The organism is Pseudomonas batumici (assembly GCF_036585405.1).
GTDB classification, from domain to species: Bacteria; Pseudomonadota; Gammaproteobacteria; order Pseudomonadales; family Pseudomonadaceae; genus Aquipseudomonas; species Aquipseudomonas batumici.
Genome location: NZ_CP144470.1, coordinates 3,574,754 through 3,591,169, shown reverse-complemented (window position 1 = coordinate 3,591,169; position 16,416 = coordinate 3,574,754). Strand labels below are relative to the sequence as shown.

General features: G+C 62.7%; 15 protein-coding genes and 1 pseudogene. 8 read left to right on the top strand and 8 right to left on the bottom strand.

What is annotated here, in order from left to right:
• The first annotated feature begins 211 nt into the window (after positions 1 to 211).
• The 8 genes from NUH87_RS16190 (at position 212) to NUH87_RS16155 (ending at position 8,346) form a co-directional block, all read left to right on the top strand.
• Positions 212 to 967: a hypothetical protein gene (locus NUH87_RS16190; RefSeq protein WP_338521629.1), complete on the top strand. Its 756-nt coding sequence runs from the start codon at positions 212 to 214 to the stop codon at positions 965 to 967.
• 211 nt (positions 968 to 1,178) lie between these two features.
• Positions 1,179 to 2,420, top strand: coding sequence for an SfnB family sulfur acquisition oxidoreductase (locus NUH87_RS16185; RefSeq protein WP_338521627.1), 1,242 nt, complete (start codon positions 1,179 to 1,181; stop codon positions 2,418 to 2,420).
• A 23-nt stretch (positions 2,421 to 2,443) separates the two neighbouring features.
• Positions 2,444 to 3,637 carry an SfnB family sulfur acquisition oxidoreductase gene (locus tag NUH87_RS16180; RefSeq protein ID WP_338521625.1) on the top strand — a complete coding sequence of 398 codons (1,194 nt, stop codon included), beginning with the start codon at positions 2,444 to 2,446 and terminating at the stop codon, positions 3,635 to 3,637.
• Positions 3,637 to 5,019: an LLM class flavin-dependent oxidoreductase gene (locus tag NUH87_RS16175; RefSeq protein WP_338521623.1), complete on the top strand. Its 1,383-nt coding sequence runs from the start codon at positions 3,637 to 3,639 to the stop codon at positions 5,017 to 5,019. Before NUH87_RS16180 ends, NUH87_RS16175 begins: the two co-directional genes overlap by 1 nt.
• Before the next feature lie 68 nt (positions 5,020 to 5,087).
• Positions 5,088 to 5,897, top strand: a complete 810-nt coding sequence (locus NUH87_RS16170) for a MetQ/NlpA family ABC transporter substrate-binding protein (protein ID WP_338521621.1) — start codon at positions 5,088 to 5,090, stop codon at positions 5,895 to 5,897.
• Between the two features lies 1 nt (position 5,898).
• Complete coding sequence (locus NUH87_RS16165; RefSeq protein ID WP_338521619.1) at positions 5,899 to 7,020, top strand: methionine ABC transporter ATP-binding protein; 1,122 nt, start codon at positions 5,899 to 5,901, stop codon at positions 7,018 to 7,020.
• Complete coding sequence (locus tag NUH87_RS16160; protein ID WP_338521617.1) at positions 7,010 to 7,654, top strand: methionine ABC transporter permease; 645 nt, start codon at positions 7,010 to 7,012, stop codon at positions 7,652 to 7,654. Before NUH87_RS16165 ends, NUH87_RS16160 begins: the two co-directional genes overlap by 11 nt.
• A gap of 62 nt (positions 7,655 to 7,716) precedes the next feature.
• Positions 7,717 to 8,346: a class I SAM-dependent methyltransferase gene (locus tag NUH87_RS16155; protein WP_338521615.1), complete on the top strand. Its 630-nt coding sequence runs from the start codon at positions 7,717 to 7,719 to the stop codon at positions 8,344 to 8,346.
• Between the two features lie 285 nt (positions 8,347 to 8,631).
• Here the strand turns inward: NUH87_RS16155 and NUH87_RS16150 are convergent, their stop codons facing one another.
• From NUH87_RS16150 to NUH87_RS16115, 8 genes and pseudogenes are all read right to left on the bottom strand, one after another.
• Entirely contained in the window at positions 8,632 to 8,847 is a 216-nt protein-coding gene (locus NUH87_RS16150) for a TOBE domain-containing protein (protein WP_040071449.1), read from the bottom strand.
• A gap of 41 nt (positions 8,848 to 8,888) precedes the next feature.
• Positions 8,889 to 9,694 (bottom strand): annotated as a pseudogene (gene ssuB, locus NUH87_RS16145) (aliphatic sulfonates ABC transporter ATP-binding protein).
• On the bottom strand, positions 9,691 to 10,482 hold the full coding sequence (gene ssuC / locus NUH87_RS16140; protein WP_338521612.1) for an aliphatic sulfonate ABC transporter permease SsuC: 792 nt from the start codon (positions 10,480 to 10,482) through the stop codon (positions 9,691 to 9,693). Before ssuC ends, ssuB begins: the two are co-directional and overlap by 4 nt.
• A gap of 8 nt (positions 10,483 to 10,490) precedes the next feature.
• A complete protein-coding gene (ssuD, locus tag NUH87_RS16135; RefSeq protein WP_338521610.1) occupies positions 10,491 to 11,639 on the bottom strand; it encodes an FMNH2-dependent alkanesulfonate monooxygenase in 1,149 nt (382 codons plus the stop codon).
• A 25-nt stretch (positions 11,640 to 11,664) separates the two neighbouring features.
• The gene (locus NUH87_RS16130) at positions 11,665 to 12,630 is read right to left on the bottom strand and encodes a sulfonate ABC transporter substrate-binding protein (RefSeq protein ID WP_338521608.1); all 966 of its coding nucleotides are present in this window, start codon (positions 12,628 to 12,630) and stop codon (positions 11,665 to 11,667) included.
• A 93-nt stretch (positions 12,631 to 12,723) separates the two neighbouring features.
• Positions 12,724 to 13,317, bottom strand: coding sequence for an NADPH-dependent FMN reductase (ssuE, locus tag NUH87_RS16125; RefSeq protein ID WP_338521606.1), 594 nt, complete (start codon positions 13,315 to 13,317; stop codon positions 12,724 to 12,726).
• A 211-nt stretch (positions 13,318 to 13,528) separates the two neighbouring features.
• Positions 13,529 to 14,167, bottom strand: a complete 639-nt coding sequence (locus NUH87_RS16120) for a peroxiredoxin (protein WP_338521604.1) — start codon at positions 14,165 to 14,167, stop codon at positions 13,529 to 13,531.
• Between the two features lie 317 nt (positions 14,168 to 14,484).
• The gene (locus tag NUH87_RS16115) at positions 14,485 to 15,858 is read right to left on the bottom strand and encodes an OprD family porin (protein ID WP_338521602.1); all 1,374 of its coding nucleotides are present in this window, start codon (positions 15,856 to 15,858) and stop codon (positions 14,485 to 14,487) included.
• Between the last annotated feature and the right edge of the window lie 558 nt (positions 15,859 to 16,416).

The window sequence follows — 16,416 nt, the reverse complement described above, 5'->3', positions numbered from 1 at the left end:
CGCAAAACTCTTAGCTGCACTTCTCAACCTGCACGACGTTATCAGGACCGCATGCACGTTTCGGCCAATTGTTCGCCGGACTGCGCGTGCGCGCCCCAGCATTTGCGACGGTAAGGACGCCTGTTGAGGTTCAAGGACAACGGTGGTTCATGCGGCCTAGGCCTGCGCCTGCACGTTGGACTTTTCGTCACCCTACAAAAAGGATTTTTTCATGACGCATTTTCAGGACACCCTGCGGCTGGCTCCGCCTGTCGTTCCCCAGGCCCATGGACGTGGTATCGGCCTGCTGGCCGCCGCGCAGTTGTCGATTGTCATCAGGCCCTATGTCGGCATGGATGAGGGCGACCTGGTCGAGTTGTTCTGGGACGATTGTTATGTGACGGCCCGACAGGTGTCGGCGCATGACGTCGGCCAGTCCCTCAGTCTGCGGGTGCCGGAGAGTTTCGTGCAGGAAGGGGTGGCGCGGGTTCACTATCGGGTCCTGCACGTGGGCAGTGGCGGCGCCTGTTCGCGTCGGCTCAAGGTGCCGGTCAAGCTCGCCTGCCCGGGCGGTCAGCCCTTCGGTGAGGAAAACCAGGGGCTGGCCCCGCTGATCATTCCCGCGCCGATCCAGCGCTACGGGGTCAATCCCAGCCAGATGCGCCGGGGGGTGCCGCTGACCCTGGCGCCTTATCTGAACATGGCGGCCGAGGACGAAATCACCCTGCTCTGGGGCGATGTACGCCTGGACCTGCCCAAGCTCGCCGGTGAGGACATCGGCAAGCCGGTCAGGCTCTTCGTGCCCCCGGCGGTGATCCAGGAAGCCGGCGAGGACAGCGGCCTGGAACTCACTTACTGCGTGATCGACCGGGTCGGCAACAACTCCCGCTGGGCCCCGGCGAGACGACTCAGGGTCGGCAGCGCCCGGCACTACATCAGGGCCCCGCGCCCGGATTTCGCCAAGCTCGCCCAGCCCTGCCGGGGGTGAGAGGCTGACCTTCTATGCATATTCCCAAAGGTTAGTTTATTTAATTTTTATACGCGCTTAGGGTATATGAACCGGACCACCGGACTTGTTTGATTTCGATGGCGTCGCGCTGTTGCGACGCCTCCCAAAAGAGATGAGGTCGGTATGGTCAGGAACACAATCACCCTCGTGCGGATCGCCAGGGCATTGCGCGCGCCACGGAGTGGCGTTGATGTCTAACTTGCACGAAGCACAGGTCCGCAGCGACCTGGATATGGCCCCCCTGTTGTTGCCGGCCCGGGTGCTGCGCAACGACGCCGAAGCCCTGCAGGCCGCCCGTGAGCTGGCCGAGGTCGCCCGCTCGCAGGCCGCGCGCCGCGATCGCCAGCGCAAGCTGCCCTGGGCCGAGATCGAGCAGTTCACCCGCAGCGGTCTGGGCAGCATCACCATTCCCCGGGAGTACGGTGGCCCGCAGGTTTCATTCGTCACCGTGGCCGAGGTCTTCGCGATCATTTCCGCCGCCGATCCGGCGCTCGGGCAGATCCCGCAGAACCAGTTCGGCATTCTCCAGTTGCTCCAGGGCACGGCTACCGAGCGCCAGAAAAAGCAGCTGTTCCAGAGCGTGCTGGAAGGCTGGCGCATCGGCAATGCCGGGCCTGAGCGTGGCACGAAAAACACCCTGGAGCTCAAGACCCGGATCCATGCCGACGGTGACGGCTTTGTCGTCAGCGGCCAGAAGTTCTATTCCACCGGCGCCCTGTTTGCCCACTGGGTGGCGGTCAAGGCGATCAACGACGAAGGCCGGCAGGTCATGGCCTTCGTCCGGCGCGGCACGCCGGGCTTGCGCATCGTCGACGACTGGTCGGGTTTCGGCCAGCGCACTACCGCCAGTGGCACCGTGTTGCTGAACCAGGTGCGGGTGGAAGCGGACGATGTCGTGGACAACTGGCGCCAGGGCGAGGTGCCGAATATCCAGGGCGCGTTCTCGCAACTGATCCAGGCGGCCATCGACGCCGGCATCGCCCGTGGGGCCATCGACGACAGCATCGCCTTTGTCCGCGAGCGTTCGCGGCCGTGGATCGACGCCAAGGTCGAGCGCGCCAGCGACGACCTCTACGTGATCGCCGATATCGGCAAGTTGAAAATCGAACTGCACGCCGCCGAGGCGCTGTTGCGCAAGGCCGGGCAGGTCCTTGACCAGGTCAGCGCCGGGCCGGTGGATGCGGCGGGTGCGGCGCGGGCCTCGATTGCCGTGGCCGAGGCCAAGGTCCTCACCACCGAAATCGCCCTGCTCGCCAGCGAGAAGCTGTTCGAGCTGGCCGGCAGCCGCGCCACCCTGGCGGAATTCAACCTCGACCGGCACTGGCGCAACGCCCGGGTGCACACCCTGCATGACCCGGTGCGCTGGAAATACCACGCCATTGGCGCCTATCGCCTGAACGGCAGCTTGCCGGCCCGGCATTCCTGGATTTGACGACCCGACCTCTGGAGAAGCACATGACTCTTTCTCAACACGTCGCGGTCATCGACAGCGACGAGCAAGCCCTGATCGTGGCCGGCGACCTGGCCGAAGACTTCAAGCGCGACAGCGTCCTGCGCGATCGTGAACGGCGTCTGCCGTTGGCCGAACTGGAGGTGTTTTCCCGTTCGGGCCTCTGGGGCATCAGCGTGCCGAAAGCCTACGGCGGTGCCGGTGTGTCCAATGTCACCCTGGCCAAGGTCACGCAACTGATCGCCGAGGCCGATGCGTCCCTCGGGCAGATTCCGCAGAACCATTTCTATGCCCTGGAAGTGTTGCGGGTGAACGGTAGCGAGGCGCAGAAACAGCGTCTGTATGCCGAGGTGCTCGCCGGTCGACGCTTTGGCAATGCCTTGGCCGAACTGGGGACCAAGACGGCCCATGACCGTATCACCAGCTTGCGCCGGGACGGCGACGGCTATCGCATCAACGGACGCAAGTTCTACGCCACGGGGGCCTTGTATGCCCAGCGCATTCCGACCTCGGTGGTGGATGAGCAGGGTGTCCAGCAGTTGGCCTTCGTGCCTCGCGACAGCAGCGGCCTGAACGTGATCGACGACTGGAGCGGTTTTGGCCAGCGCACCACCGGCAGCGGTTCGGTGGTGTTCGAGGACGTTTTTGTCGCTGCCGAGGATGTGATTCCCTTTCAAAGTGCCTTCGAGCGTCCGACCCCGGTCGGCCCGCTGGCGCAGATTCTCCATGCGGCCATCGACACCGGCATTGCCCGCGCCGCCTATGAGGACACCTTGCACTTTGTCCGCACCCGCACGCGGCCGTGGATCGATGCCGGCAGTGACAAGGCCACCGACGATCCGTTGACCCTCAAGAGCCTCGGCCACCTGAGCGTTCGCCTGCACGCCGCCGAGGCCTTGCTGGAGCGGGCCGGCGAGTATCTCGACCGAGCCCAGGCCGAGACCAACGCCGAAACCATCGCGGCGGCTTCGATTGCGGTGGCCGAGGCGCGGGCCATCAGCACCGAGATCTCCCTGGCCGCCGGCAGCAGTCTGTTCGAGCTGGCCGGCAGCCAGGCGACCCTGGCCGAACACGGGCTGGACCGCCACTGGCGCAATGCGCGGGTGCACACCCTGCACGACCCGGTGCGCTGGAAGTACCACGCGGTGGGCAACTACTACCTCAATGCGGAAAATCCGCCGCTGCGGGGAACGATCTGATGGCGAAGAAAAAGATCCTGCTCAACGCCTTCAACATGAACTGCATCGGGCATATCAACCACGGCCTGTGGACCCATCCGCGGGACAACTCGACCGAGTACAAGACGCTGGAATACTGGACCGGGCTGGCGCAGCTGCTGGAGCGTGGTTTGTTCGACGGGCTGTTCATCGCCGATATCGTCGGGGTCTACGACGTGTACCAGGGTTCGGTGGAGGTGCCGCTGCGGGAGTCGATCCAGTTGCCGGTCAACGATCCGCTGCTGCTGGTTTCGGCCATGGCGGCGGTGACCAAACACCTCGGTTTCGGCCTGACCGCCAACCTCACCTACGAGGCGCCGTACCTGTTCGCCCGGCGGATGTCGACGCTCGATCACCTGAGCCGTGGGCGGGTCGGCTGGAACATCGTCACCGGTTACCTGGACAGCGCCGCCCGGGCCATGGGCCTCGAGGAACAGATCGAGCATGACCGTCGCTACGATCAGGCCGACGAGTACCTGGAGGTGCTCTACAAACTCTGGGAAGGCAGTTGGGAAAACGATGCGGTGCTCAACGATCCGGCCCGGCGGATCTACGCCCAGCCGGAGAAAGTGCACAAGGTGCGTCACGCCGGCGAGTTCTATCAGGTGGAGGGCTATCACCTCTGCGAGCCTTCGCCGCAGCGCACGCCGGTGCTGTTCCAGGCCGGCAGTTCGGAGCGCGGCCTCGAGTTCGCCGGGCGGCATGCCGAGTGCGTGTTCATCAGCGGGCAGAACAAGGCCGCGACCAAGGTCCAGGTGGACAAGGTACGCGCGAGTGCGGTGGCGGCGGGACGCGATCCCGAAGGCATCAAGGTGTTCATGGGCTTGAACGTGATTGTCGGCGAGACCGAGGCGGCGGCCTGGGCCAAGCACGCCGAGTACCTGGGCTATGCCAGTGCGGAGGCCGGGGTGGCGCATTTTTCCGCGTCCACCGCGATCGATTTTTCCGAGTATGAGCTGGATGAGCCGATCCAGTATGTGAAGAGCAATGCGATCCAGTCGGCGACCCGAAACCTGCAGAACAATGACTGGACCCGGCGCAAATTGCTTGAGCAGCATGCCTTGGGCGGGCGCTATTTCACCGTGGTCGGCTCGCCCGGGCAGGTGGCCGATGAGTTGGAGTCATGGATCGCAGAAACCGGGCTGGACGGCTTCAACCTGACGCGCATCGTCACCCCGGAAAGCTACGTGGACTTCATCGACCTGGTGATTCCGGAGTTGCAGCGGCGCGGGTCGTACAAGACCGCCTATGACGGCGGGACCTTGCGCGAAAAGCTGTTCCATGGCGCGGCCCATCTGCCCGAACAGCATGCAGGTGCGGGCTATCGCCAGCCATCTGACCCGCAAACACCACGGACCCTGTAGGAGCTGGCTTGCCAGCGATGAGGCCCGCCCAGACACCAAACAATCCATGTCCTGACTGGAAACCCATCATGAAAACAACACGCCTCATCCAACCGGTCAAAGCACTGGCCCTGGCCCTCGGCCTCTTCAGCGCCGTGGCCCACGCCGCCGACGCCCCACTCAAGGTCGGCACCACCGCCGCCTTCGCCATTCCACTGGAAGCCGCCGTCGAAGAGGCCGGCAAACAGGGCCTGAAAGTCGAGCTGGTGGAGTTCACCGACTGGATCGCGCCCAACGTCAGCCTGGCCGCCGGCGATATCGACGTGAACTACTTCCAGCACATTCCCTTCCTGGAAAACGCCAAGGCCGCCGCTGGTTTCGACCTGGTGCCCTTTGCCCCCGGGATCATCAACAACGTCGGTCTCTACTCGAAAAAGTACAAAAGCTTCGACGAACTGCCGCAAGGCGCCACCGTGGCCATCGCCAACGACCCGATCAACAGCGGTCGTGGCCTGCAACTGCTGGCCAAGGCCGGCTTGATCACCTTGAAGCCCGGCGTCGGCTACAAGGCCACCGAAGACGACATCGTCGGCAGCCCGAAGCAGATCAAGATCCTCCAGGTCGAAGCCGTGCAACTGGTGCGTGCCTACGACGACGCCGACCTGGTGCAGGGCTACCCGGCCTATATCCGCCTGGCGAAGACCTTCGATCCCGGCTCCGCGCTGCTGTTCGATGGTCTCGATCACAAGGAATACGTGATCCAGTTCGTGATCCAGCCGAAGGAGAAAAACGATCCGCGCCTGATCAAGTTCGTCGATATCTACCAGCACTCGCCGGCGGTGCGCGCGGCCCTGGATAAGGCCCATGGCAAGCTGTACCAGGCCGGTTGGGAAGGCTGACATGAGTGTCGTCAGCCTCCAGCGCCCGCGTGAGGAAACGCCGCGTAGCGCCGAACAGACCGAGCTGCACCCCGAACTCAATCGTGCCCATGTGCGCTTTATCGGCGTGGGCAAGACCTACGAGGGCCGCCAGGGCCCGGTGCACGCCTTGCAAGGCATCGACCTGGCGATCCAGCGCGGCGAGGTGTTCGGCATCATCGGCCGCAGCGGCGCCGGCAAGTCGTCGCTGATCCGCACCATCAATCGCCTGGAACAACCGAGTGCGGGGCGGGTGCTGATCGATCAGGTCGACATCGGCGAGTTCGATGAAAACCGCCTGGTGGAACTGCGTCGGCGCATCGGCATGATTTTCCAGCACTTCAACCTGATGTCGGCGAAGACGGTCTGGCAGAACGTCGAACTGCCGTTGAAGGTGGCCGGGGTGCCCAGGCTGCAACGGGAACAGAAGGTGCGCGAGCTGCTGGAACTGGTGGGCCTGCGGGACAAGCACGGGGCCTACCCGGCGCAGTTGTCCGGCGGGCAGAAACAGCGGGTGGGGATTGCCCGGGCGCTGGTCCATGACCCGGCGATCCTGCTGTGCGACGAGGCCACCTCGGCGCTGGATCCGGAAACCACCCAGTCGATCCTCGGCTTGCTGCGGGAGATCAATCAGCGCCTGGGCCTGACCATCGTTCTGATCACCCATGAGATGGCGGTGATCCGCGAGATCTGCGACCGGGTGGTGGTGCTGGAGCATGGCCGGGTGGTGGAGCAGGGGCCGGTCTGGCAGGTGTTCGGCGACCCGCAGCATCAGGTCAGTCGAACCTTGCTGGCGCCCTTGCAACACGCTTTGCCGGCGGAGCTGCAAGAGCGTTTGCAGGCACGGCCGCAGTCCTCGGAGTCGGCGGTGGTGTTGCGCCTGCAGTTGACCGGTAGCGCGGCTGACGAGCCGGACCTGGCGGCGCTGTTCAGTGCCCTCGGCGGGCGCGTGCGCTTGCTGCAGGGCGGTGTCGAACGGATCCAGGGGCATGCGCTGGGGCAATTGCTGTTGTCGGTGAGCGGTTCGTCGCTGGCGGCCGAGGAGCTGCGCCAGCGGGCCGGGCGTTGGGCGCAACAGGTGGAGGTGCTGGGTTATGTGGCTTGATCGCTTGTGGCAGGGGGTGATCGACACCTTCCTGATGGTCGGCGTGTCGTCGCTGATCGCCTTGCTGTTGGGCATTCCGCTGGCGGTGATCCTGGTCACCTGCGGCAAGGGCGGGATCTATGAAGCGCCAGCGGTGAACCGGGTGCTGGGGGCGTTCGTGAATCTGTTTCGCTCAATCCCGTTCCTGATCCTGATGGTGGCGCTGATTCCCTTTACCCGGTTGATCGTCGGGACCACCTATGGCGTGTGGGCGGCCGTGGTGCCGTTGACCATCGCCGCCACACCGTTCTTTGCGCGGATCGCCGAGGTGAGCCTGCGGGAGGTCGATCCTGGCCTGATCGAAGCGGCCCAGGCCATGGGTTGCAGGCGCTGGCATATCGTCTGGCACGTGCTGTTGCCCGAGGCGTTGCCGGGGATAGTCGGCGGTTTCACCATCACCTTGGTGACCATGATCAACTCCTCGGCCATGGCCGGTGCCATTGGCGCGGGTGGTTTGGGGGATATCGCTTACCGATACGGTTACCAGCGTTTCGACAGCCAGGTGATGCTGACGGTGATCGTGTTGCTGGTGATCCTGGTGGCGATGATCCAGTTGGGTGGGGATCGGTTGGCGCGGGTACTGAACAAGCGCTGAAGGTCACGGCAACGGGTTGGGTGGTATATTCAGGACATCCGCCCCAGCCCGTGCAGACCTCGATGAAAACCCTCGGCCCCAACGACCTCGAACAGATTGCTTCCACCACCCTCGCTCACTACAACCGCAGTGCCGAGGGTTTCCGCGAAGGCACTCGCGACCACGATGTGAGCCAGAACATCGACGCGCTGTTGCGGCATATCCAGGGTGCGGCGCCGTTTACCGTGCTGGATTTCGGTTGTGGGCCTGGACGGGATTTGCAGACCTTCACCCGCATGGGCCATATCGCGGTCGGCCTCGATGGCTCCGAGCGCTTTGCGCAGATGGCTCGCGAGGACAGTGGCTGCGAGGTTTTGCAGCAGAACTTCCTCGAGCTCGACCTGCCGTCCGAGCGCTTCGATGGGATCTTCGCCAATGCCGTGTTGTTCCATATTCCGCGCCAGGAGTTGCCACGGGTGCTGGGGCAGTTGCGGGCCACGCTCAAGCCGGGCGGCGTGCTGTTCAGTTCCAACCCGCGTGGGGAAAACCAGGAAGGCTGGAACGGTGAGCGTTATGGCTCGTACCACGACCTGGAGGCCTGGCGGGAGCTGCTGACGGCGGCGGGCTTCGTCGAGTTGGAGCACTACTATCGCCCCACCGGACTGCCGCGTGAGCAGCAGCCGTGGTTGGCGAGTGTGTGGCGCAAGGCCTGAGTACGCCATGGATATGGATGTGTGAACCCTTTTTTGTGGCGAGCGGTTGCGGTGAGTTGACATCAATCTCATCTGTGGCACCCTTGGCGGACCACTCAACCCCGTACGCAGCGATTCAGTTCGTTGGCCGTTGGGGTAAAAAACCGGCCCAGCGCCGGTTTTTTCGTTTCAGGGGGCTGTGTCTGCCACCGGCTTCGCGGACGGGGGCCGAAATTCGGTCTGCCCCTCTCTCAAAAAAGAAAATCCCGAAGGGCCAAGCCCTCCGGGGTCATGTGTTTCCATCGCTTACAGCTTGGCGATAGACACCTCGGTGGATTTCACAAAGGCGATCACTTCACTGCCGACCTGCAGTTCCAGCTCTTTCACCGAGCGGGTGGTGATCACCGAGGTGACGATCCCCGAAGCGGTCTGCACGTCGATTTCCGAGAGCACGTCGCCGGTGACGATTTCCTTGATGGTGCCCTTGAACTGGTTGCGAACGTTGATGGCTTTGATGGTCATGGCGTTTATTCCTGTCGTTGATTGAGTAGGCAAGGCATGGGTTACAGCGCCCAACGCAACTGCGTGGGCAAGGGTGATACGGGTTCCGGCTCGGGCGGCACGCCAGGCAGCGACAGCACCCGGTTCAACACTTCGCTCTCCAGCGCCGCCAGGCGATGGGAGCCACGCGCCCGCGGGCGCGGCAGTTCGACGTGCAGGTCAAGGCCGACCTGGCCGTCTTCGATCAGGATCACCCGATCGGCGATGGCCACGGCTTCGCTGACGTCGTGGGTCACCAGCAACACGGTGAAACCATGCTGTTGCCAGAGCCGTTCGATCAGTTGCTGCATTTCGATCCGGGTCAGGGCATCCAGGGCCCCAGCGGTTCGTCCAGCAGCAACAGGCGCGGTTGGTGAATCAGGGCGCGGGCCAGGGCCACGCGCTGCTTCTGGCCGCCGGACAGGGCCGCCGGCCATTCATGGGCGCGGTCCGCCAGGCCGACCGCTTCCAGCGCTTGCAGGGCCTGCGGGCGCCAGTCGCCCTTGAGACCGAGGCCGACGTTGTCGATGACCTTTTTCCACGGCAGCAAACGTGCTTCCTGGAACATCAGCCGGGTGTCTTCGCGGGCCTCGCTCAGCGCCGCGGAACCCGCCAGCAGTTCACCGCCGGTGGGTTGGTCGAGACCAGCCAGCAGGCGCAGCAGGGTGCTTTTGCCGCAACCGCTGCGTCCGACCACGGCGACGAATTGTCCGGCCGGGATATGCAGGTCGATCTCATGCAGCACCTGGCGTTCACCAAAGGTCTTGTGCAGCTTGCGCACCGCCAGGGGAATACCCCGCAGCAGGCGTGGAGGTTGTTGAGCCGTCATTGCGCACCGCCCTTGCTCACTTGATAGGCCGGGTGCCAGCGCAACCAGACCCGCTCCAGGCCACGGGCCGCGAGGTCCGCCAGTTTGCCGAGGACGGCGTAGAGGACGATGGCCAATACCACCACGTCGGTTTGCAGGAATTCCCGGGCATTCATCGCCAGGTAGCCGATGCCCGAGCTGGCCGAAATGGTTTCCGCGACGATCAGCGTCAGCCACATGAAGCCCAGGGCAAAGCGCACGCCCACCAGGATCGAGGGCAGGGCACCCGGCAGGATCACCTGGCGAAACAGGCTGAAGCTGGACAGGCCGTAGCTGCGAGCCATCTCCACCAGCGCCGGGTCGACGTTGCGGATGCCGTGGTAGGTGTTGAGGTAGATCGGGAACAGGGTGCCCAGGGCCACCAGGAAAATCTTCGCCGACTCGTCGATCCCGAACCACAGGATCACCAGCGGAATCAGCGCCAGGTGCGGCACGTTGCGGATCATCTGCACCGAGCTGTCGAGCAGGCGTTCACCCCAGTTCGACAGGCCGGTGATAAAGCCCAGGGCCAGGCCGATAGCGCCGCCAATGGCGAAGCCGATCGCGGCGCGCCAGCCGCTGATGGCCAGGTGTTTCCAGATATCGCCGCTCTGCACCAGGGCGACCCCTGCCTCCACCACGGCACTCGGCGCGGGCAGGATCCGGGTCGACAGCCAACCGGCCGATACCGACAGTTGCCACACCGCCAGCAACAGCAGCGGCAGGGCCCAGGGCGCGAGCCTGTGGCTGATTCTCGTCAAGCTCGTCATGGCCGGCCTCAGCTCTGGGACACGGCTTTGGGCAGGATGTCGTTGGCGACCATCTCACCAAAGGGGCTGACGTAACCGGCGCTTTTCGGCAGCTCCGGACGCTCGATATCCAGGTGCGGGAACAGCAGTTCGGCGACCCGGTACGACTCTTCCAGGTGTGGATAACCGGAGAAGATAAAGGTGTCGATGCCCAGGTCCGCGTACTCCTTGGCCCGTGCGGCCACGGTCGGGCCGTCGCCCACCAGCGCTGTGCCGGCACCCCCACGGACCAGGCCGACGCCGGCCCAGAGGTTGGGGCTGACTTCCAGGTTGTCGCGGCTGCCGCCATGCAGGGCGGCCATGCGCTGCTGGCCGACGGAGTCGAAGCGCGCCAGGGATTTCTGCGCGCGGGCGATGGTCTCGTCGTCCAGATGGGAGATCAGTTTGTCGGCGGCCTTCCAGGCCTCGGCGTTGGTTTCACGGACAATCACATGCAGGCGAATGCCGAAGCGCACGGTGCGCCCGAGCTTGGCGGCCTTGGCCCGGACCTGTTCGATCTTCTCGGCGACGGCGGCGGGCGGTTCGCCCCAGGTCAGGACCATCTCCACCTGTTCGGCGGCGAGGTCCTGGGCGGCTTCCGAAGAGCCGCCGAAGTACAACGGCGGACGCGGTTGCTGGATCGGCGGATAGAGCAGCTTGGCGCCTTTGACGCTGATGTGTCGGCCGTCGTAGTCGACGGTTTCGCCTTCCAGCACGCGACGCCAGATGCGGGTGAATTCCACCGAGGCCTGGTAGCGCTCTTCGTGGCTGAGGAACAGGCCGTCGCCAGCCAGTTCGTCCGGGTCGCCGCCGGTCACCAGGTTGAACAGCGCGCGGCCGCCGGACAGCCGGTCGAGGGTCGCGGCCTGCCGCGCCGCCACGGTCGGGGAGATGATCCCGGGGCGCAGGGCGACGAGGAATTTCAGGCGCTGGGTCACCGGGATCAACGAGGCGGCCACCAGCCAGGAGTCCTCGCAGGAACGTCCGGTGGGGATCAGCACGCCACCGAAACCGAGGCGGTCGGCGGCCTGGGCGACTTGTTGCAGGTAGCCGTGGTCGACGGCGCGGGCGCCTTCGGCGGTGCCAAGGTAATGGCCGTCACCGTGGGTAGGCAGGAACCAGAAGATATTGAGGCTCATGGAGTGGTCTCCTAAGGAATACGGTTCAAGGTGCTTTGGCAACGGTGGCCGGCGGGGTCCAGATCACGTCCTTGATGCTCAGCGGCTTGGGAATCAGCTTGAGCTGGTAGAAGCTGTCGGCGATCTTCTGCTGGGCCGCGACCACTGCGGGCGTGAGGAACTGCGCGCCATAGCCCTGGCGTTTCACCGCGGTCAGGGTGATGTCGGCGGGCAGACCGAGCAGCGGTGCCACCTGGGTGGTGACTTCCTGGGGATTGGCCTTGGACCAGTCGCCCACGGCGCGGACTTCTTCCACCAGGGTCTTGATCACGTCGGGATGTTTTTCGGCGTAAGGCCGGGTAGCGAGGTAGAACTGGTTGTTGTCCACCAGGCCCGTACCGTCACGCAGGGTACGGGCTTGCAGTTGTTGTTCGGCGGCGGCCTGGTACGGGTCCCAGATGACCCAGGCATCGACGCTGCCCCGTTCGAAGGCGGCGCGGGCATCGGCCGGGGGCAGGTAGACGGTCTGGATATCGCTGTATTTCAGGCCGGCGTCTTCCAGGGCGCGGACCAGCAGGTAATGGACGTTGGAGCCTTTGTTGAGGACGACCTTCTTGCCCTTGAGCGCCTGCACCGATTGGATCGGCGAGTCCTTGGGTACCAGGATCGCTTCGCTGGTGGGCGCCGGCGGTTCCGAGGCGACGTAGAGCAGGTCGGCACCGGCGGCCTGGGCGAAGACCGGCGGCGTTTCGCCGGTCACGCCGAAGTCGATGGAACCGACGTTGAGTCCTTCGAGCAGTTGCGGGCCGCCGGGGAACTCGGTCCATTGCACTTGCACGCCTTGGTCGGCGAGGCGTTTTTCCAGGGTGCCCTTGGCCTTGAGCAGCACCAGGGTGCCGTATTTCTGATAGCCGATCCGCAGTGTTTCAGCTTGAGCCTGGGTGATGGCGCCGAAGGTGACAGCCGCAGCAAACAGAGCGACCAGACCACGACGCAAAATGACAGTGCGCATGGCGCTCTCCTTTTGCTGTGAGGGTTTTGGCTGCACCTGCTTGCCCGTTGGCGGGCGAGTAAGGCCAGTTACATCGATGTCGGGTGAAGCGGCTCAGATGCTCCAGCGAGCACTGAGCAGGCGATCTTTGAGCAGTGTCGGGTCCAGCGGTTTGGAACGCCGCGCCAAGGCGCTGTGGAACTGTTCCAGGGCCTCGTTCAGGCGTTGTGCCAGGACCGGTGCCAGCTGCGCCTGGGCGCTGCCTTCGCCGTAGGCGATCTGGCTGTCCTCGGCGAAAATGCCGTGGAGCATCTCCTGGGCCTTGAGCGCCGCCAGCACCGGCTTGAGGGCGTAATCCACCGCGAGCATGTGGGCGATGCTGCCGCCGGTGGCCATGGGCAGGACCACCTTGTGGCTCAGGGCGCGTTCGGGCAGCAGGTCGAGCACGGTTTTCAGGGCGCCGGAGAACGAGGCCTTGTACACCGGCGTGGCGATGACCAGGCCGTCGGCGTTTTCGATCTGTTGCAGCAGGTCGACGATCTGTGGGCTGCCGAAGCGCGCGTGCAGCAGGTCTTCGGCCGGGAAGTCGCGGACCTGGTAGCTCACCACCTCCACGCCTTGTTCGATCAGCCAGCGCCTGGCCTGTTCCAGCAACACCCCTGAGCGTGATCGCTGGCTGGGGCTTCCTCCAAGTGTGACGACCAGCATGCCGCTAATTCCTTAAACGGTTGTCGGCGATTCGCGGGCTGCGATCTCACCAGATGGGCCAACCATATCAGCTGATTTATATATCTATAAATCTTATTTATTCATTTGTTTATTCTTTAAATGAATATGCAGGTGGCGTTCTTCCAGGCAAAAAAACAGGCCGTCGAAACGGCCTGAAACCCCTGCGTTGTGAGTCGGTAAAAAGTCGTGTTCAGCGATTGGGCTGTGGTGTCAGGCGTAGGTACGGCTTCACCGCGCGGTAACCTTTCGGGAAGCGCTGCTTGATCTCGTCTTCGTCCTTGAGCGACGGCACGATGACCACCTCGTCACCGTCCTGCCAGTTGGCTGGGGTCGCCACCTTGTAGTGGTCGGTGAGCTGCAAGGAGTCGATCACCCGCAGGATCTCGTGGAAATTGCGCCCGGTGCTGGCTGGGTAGGTGATGGTCAAGCGGATCTTCTTGTTCGGATCGATCACGAACAGCGAGCGCACGGTGAGGGTGTCGTTGGCATTCGGGTGGATCAGGTCGTAGAGGTCGGAGACCTTGCGGTCGGCATCGGCCAGGATCGGGAAGTTGACCTGGGTGTGCTGGGTTTCGTTGATGTCCTCGATCCACTTGTGGTGCGAGTCCACCGGGTCCACCGACAGGGCGATGGCCTTGACGCCGCGCTGGGCGAATTCGTCCTTGAGCCTGGCGGTAAAGCCCAGCTCCGTGGTGCACACCGGGGTGAAGTCCGCCGGGTGGGAGAACAGTACGCCCCAACTGTCACCGAGCCACTCGTGAAAGCGAATCTTGCCGGCGCTGGAATCCTGTTCGAAGTCGGGGGCGATGTCGCCGAGTCTTAGGCTCATGGTGCTGCTCCTGGTGAGTGCGTGATGAGCCTACTGTGCCTGCTGCGAGATGCATTTAAAAAGAATAAATATTGATTTGTTTAGATCGTAACTGAATATTAAAAAGTTCTTCATTGGACGCCGGACGCGCGCAAGAGCAACCTTGTCCACAGCTTGTGAGAGGGCTAAGGGGATGTAACTCAGTGGGGTACTTGACGCCGTGATGTAGGAAGTTGGCGTTCGGGTCGAAGCTGAAAAGGTAGTATCAAGCAGTACCTGAAGCACTCAGCCCGGCATTGCGCCGGGCTGAGTGTGGATCTCTTTTTACACGGTCACGCTTACAGCAGCGGGATCGAGTAGCTGACGATCAGGCGGTTTTCGTCCTGGTCGCCGCTAGAAGAAACGAGGGTGCTGGTACGCCACATGGCGTTTTTCCAGGTAAAGCCGAGATTCTTGAGGGGGCCTTCAGGAATCACGTAGGCCAGGCTGATATCGCGTTCCCACTCGCTCTGGTTACCAGCGGTGTTCTGGATATTGTCGCCGTGCAGGTAGATGATGCCTGCGGTCAGGCCAGGTACGCCAACCTTGGCGAAGTCATAGGCGTAGCGAGCTTGCCAGGTACGCTCGCCGGCACGGGCGAACTTCTGGATCTGCATGTCGGTGATAGTGCTGTTGGACGAGCCGTCACCCTGGTTCAGCCAAGGGAAGTCGCTGTCGCCTTTGGTGTACTGATAACCCGCGCCGAAGGTATGGCCGGCAACCGAGTACAGGCCCAAGTAGCTGTACAGGTCGTTGTCGACCTTGCCCTTGGTGACGCCACCGCCGTAATAGCCCGTGGTGAAGAAGTTTTTGTCGCTACCGTTAGCACCGTCATCGCGGCTACGGTAGTAGCGCAGGTCGCTTTTCAGTACGCCAGGACCGATGGACCAGTTGTGCACCAGACCCAGGAAGTTCTGCGAGTAGAAGTCCTTCAGTTCGCCGTAGTAGTACGAGGCAACCAGATCCTTGGTGATAGCGTAGTCGGCACCAGCGTATTGGAACTTGTTGCTGAACCGGCCCGTGGTGCCTTGGGAGAAGTTGGAGCTGGCGTTGGCACCGGCGATCGACAGGTCGTCGTCGTTGCTCGAGTTACGGCCTTTGGCTCTCTCGAGCTGGCCGAGAGTCAGGGTCAGGTCCTTGATCTCGTTCGATTTCAGCTCGCCACCGGTGAAGGTTTGTGGCAGCAGGCGACCGTCGTTGTACTTGACCACCGGGTTGTTCGGCAGCAGGGTACCGATCTTCAGTTCGGTCTGCGAAACGCGGACCTTGCCGGTCAGACCCAGGCTACCGAAGTCATTGACAGCCTTGGCGTTTTTACCGCCAGTGGCTTCGGCTGGGAACATTGTGGTGCCAGCAGAGGTTTTGGTCGCACCGTTGGAACCACGACCGGTGTCCAGTCGGATACCTTCCAGGGCGATCACATCAAGGCCGAAACCCACGGTGCCTTGGGTGTAACCGGAGTTGAAGCGCAGATCGAAGCCTTGACCCCATTCCGATGCCAGGCTTTGAGCGGGTTTCCCGCTACGGTTATCGGTATTGATGTAGTAGTTACGCAGACCCAGGGTCGACGTCGCGCCTTCGATAAAACCTTTGGCTTCAGCTTGCGTTTCTGCGTAAGCGTGTTGCGCCAAAACCCCCACGGCCACAGCCAGGGCCAAGGTAGACTTCTTCATGGTACAGCTCCTCTCATTTCTAATTTTTGTGTGTCCTGGCTTGGGATCTAGCGCCCCCTTGTAGCCTCAGATGCGCGATTAGCGCCAGGTCGTGACTGGTAAGTCAATCGTAACAAATCATGCCTAGACTTTGGTCTAATCGCCGTCAATTTGGTCCGTGCAGGGTAATGAAACTTTTCATAAACCCAAAAAGAACTATTTCGTCCTTTTTAAGACGATTCAGGAATAATCGCTCGAGCAATAACTCAAGCCTGAGGGATGTATCGGCCTTCAAGCGTATTTCTGAATAGTATTTTTAGCTGCTTTTGAGATCGATCTGTATTTGAGATTAATTCTCATGGACAAGATATTTCAAAAAAGCGACGCAATCATGGCGAAACGCAGCCACCTCCGTCAATTTATTACAGCATTTGTCTGAATCAGCCGGACCATGGATCCATGGCGTGCCAAGAACCTTAGAAGAAAAAACGCGGCTTGCACCTTCATTCGTCGGTTTGAGTCCTGTGGGTTGATGGGCTCATCCGTTTTCTTCCGGCTTGCTGCCACACAGCCCGCGCA

Bases quoted from the DNA above. Each gene is read 5' to 3' on its own strand.
- NUH87_RS16190 (WP_338521629.1), top strand. From the start codon at position 212: ATGACGCATTTTCAGGACACCCTGCGGCTGGCTCCGCCTGTCGTTCCC.
- NUH87_RS16185 (WP_338521627.1), top strand. From the start codon at position 1,179: ATGTCTAACTTGCACGAAGCACAGGTCCGCAGCGACCTGGATATGGCC.
- NUH87_RS16180 (WP_338521625.1), top strand. From the start codon at position 2,444: ATGACTCTTTCTCAACACGTCGCGGTCATCGACAGCGACGAGCAAGCC.
- NUH87_RS16175 (WP_338521623.1), top strand. From the start codon at position 3,637: ATGGCGAAGAAAAAGATCCTGCTCAACGCCTTCAACATGAACTGCATC.
- NUH87_RS16170 (WP_338521621.1), top strand. From the start codon at position 5,088: ATGAAAACAACACGCCTCATCCAACCGGTCAAAGCACTGGCCCTGGCC.
- NUH87_RS16165 (WP_338521619.1), top strand. From the start codon at position 5,899: ATGAGTGTCGTCAGCCTCCAGCGCCCGCGTGAGGAAACGCCGCGTAGC.
- NUH87_RS16160 (WP_338521617.1), top strand. From the start codon at position 7,010: ATGTGGCTTGATCGCTTGTGGCAGGGGGTGATCGACACCTTCCTGATG.
- NUH87_RS16155 (WP_338521615.1), top strand. From the start codon at position 7,717: ATGAAAACCCTCGGCCCCAACGACCTCGAACAGATTGCTTCCACCACC.
- NUH87_RS16150 (WP_040071449.1), bottom strand. From the start codon at position 8,847: ATGACCATCAAAGCCATCAACGTTCGCAACCAGTTCAAGGGCACCATC.
- ssuC (WP_338521612.1), bottom strand. From the start codon at position 10,482: ATGACGAGCTTGACGAGAATCAGCCACAGGCTCGCGCCCTGGGCCCTG.
- ssuD (WP_338521610.1), bottom strand. From the start codon at position 11,639: ATGAGCCTCAATATCTTCTGGTTCCTGCCTACCCACGGTGACGGCCAT.
- NUH87_RS16130 (WP_338521608.1), bottom strand. From the start codon at position 12,630: ATGCGCACTGTCATTTTGCGTCGTGGTCTGGTCGCTCTGTTTGCTGCG.
- ssuE (WP_338521606.1), bottom strand. From the start codon at position 13,317: ATGCTGGTCGTCACACTTGGAGGAAGCCCCAGCCAGCGATCACGCTCA.
- NUH87_RS16120 (WP_338521604.1), bottom strand. From the start codon at position 14,167: ATGAGCCTAAGACTCGGCGACATCGCCCCCGACTTCGAACAGGATTCC.
- NUH87_RS16115 (WP_338521602.1), bottom strand. From the start codon at position 15,858: ATGAAGAAGTCTACCTTGGCCCTGGCTGTGGCCGTGGGGGTTTTGGCG.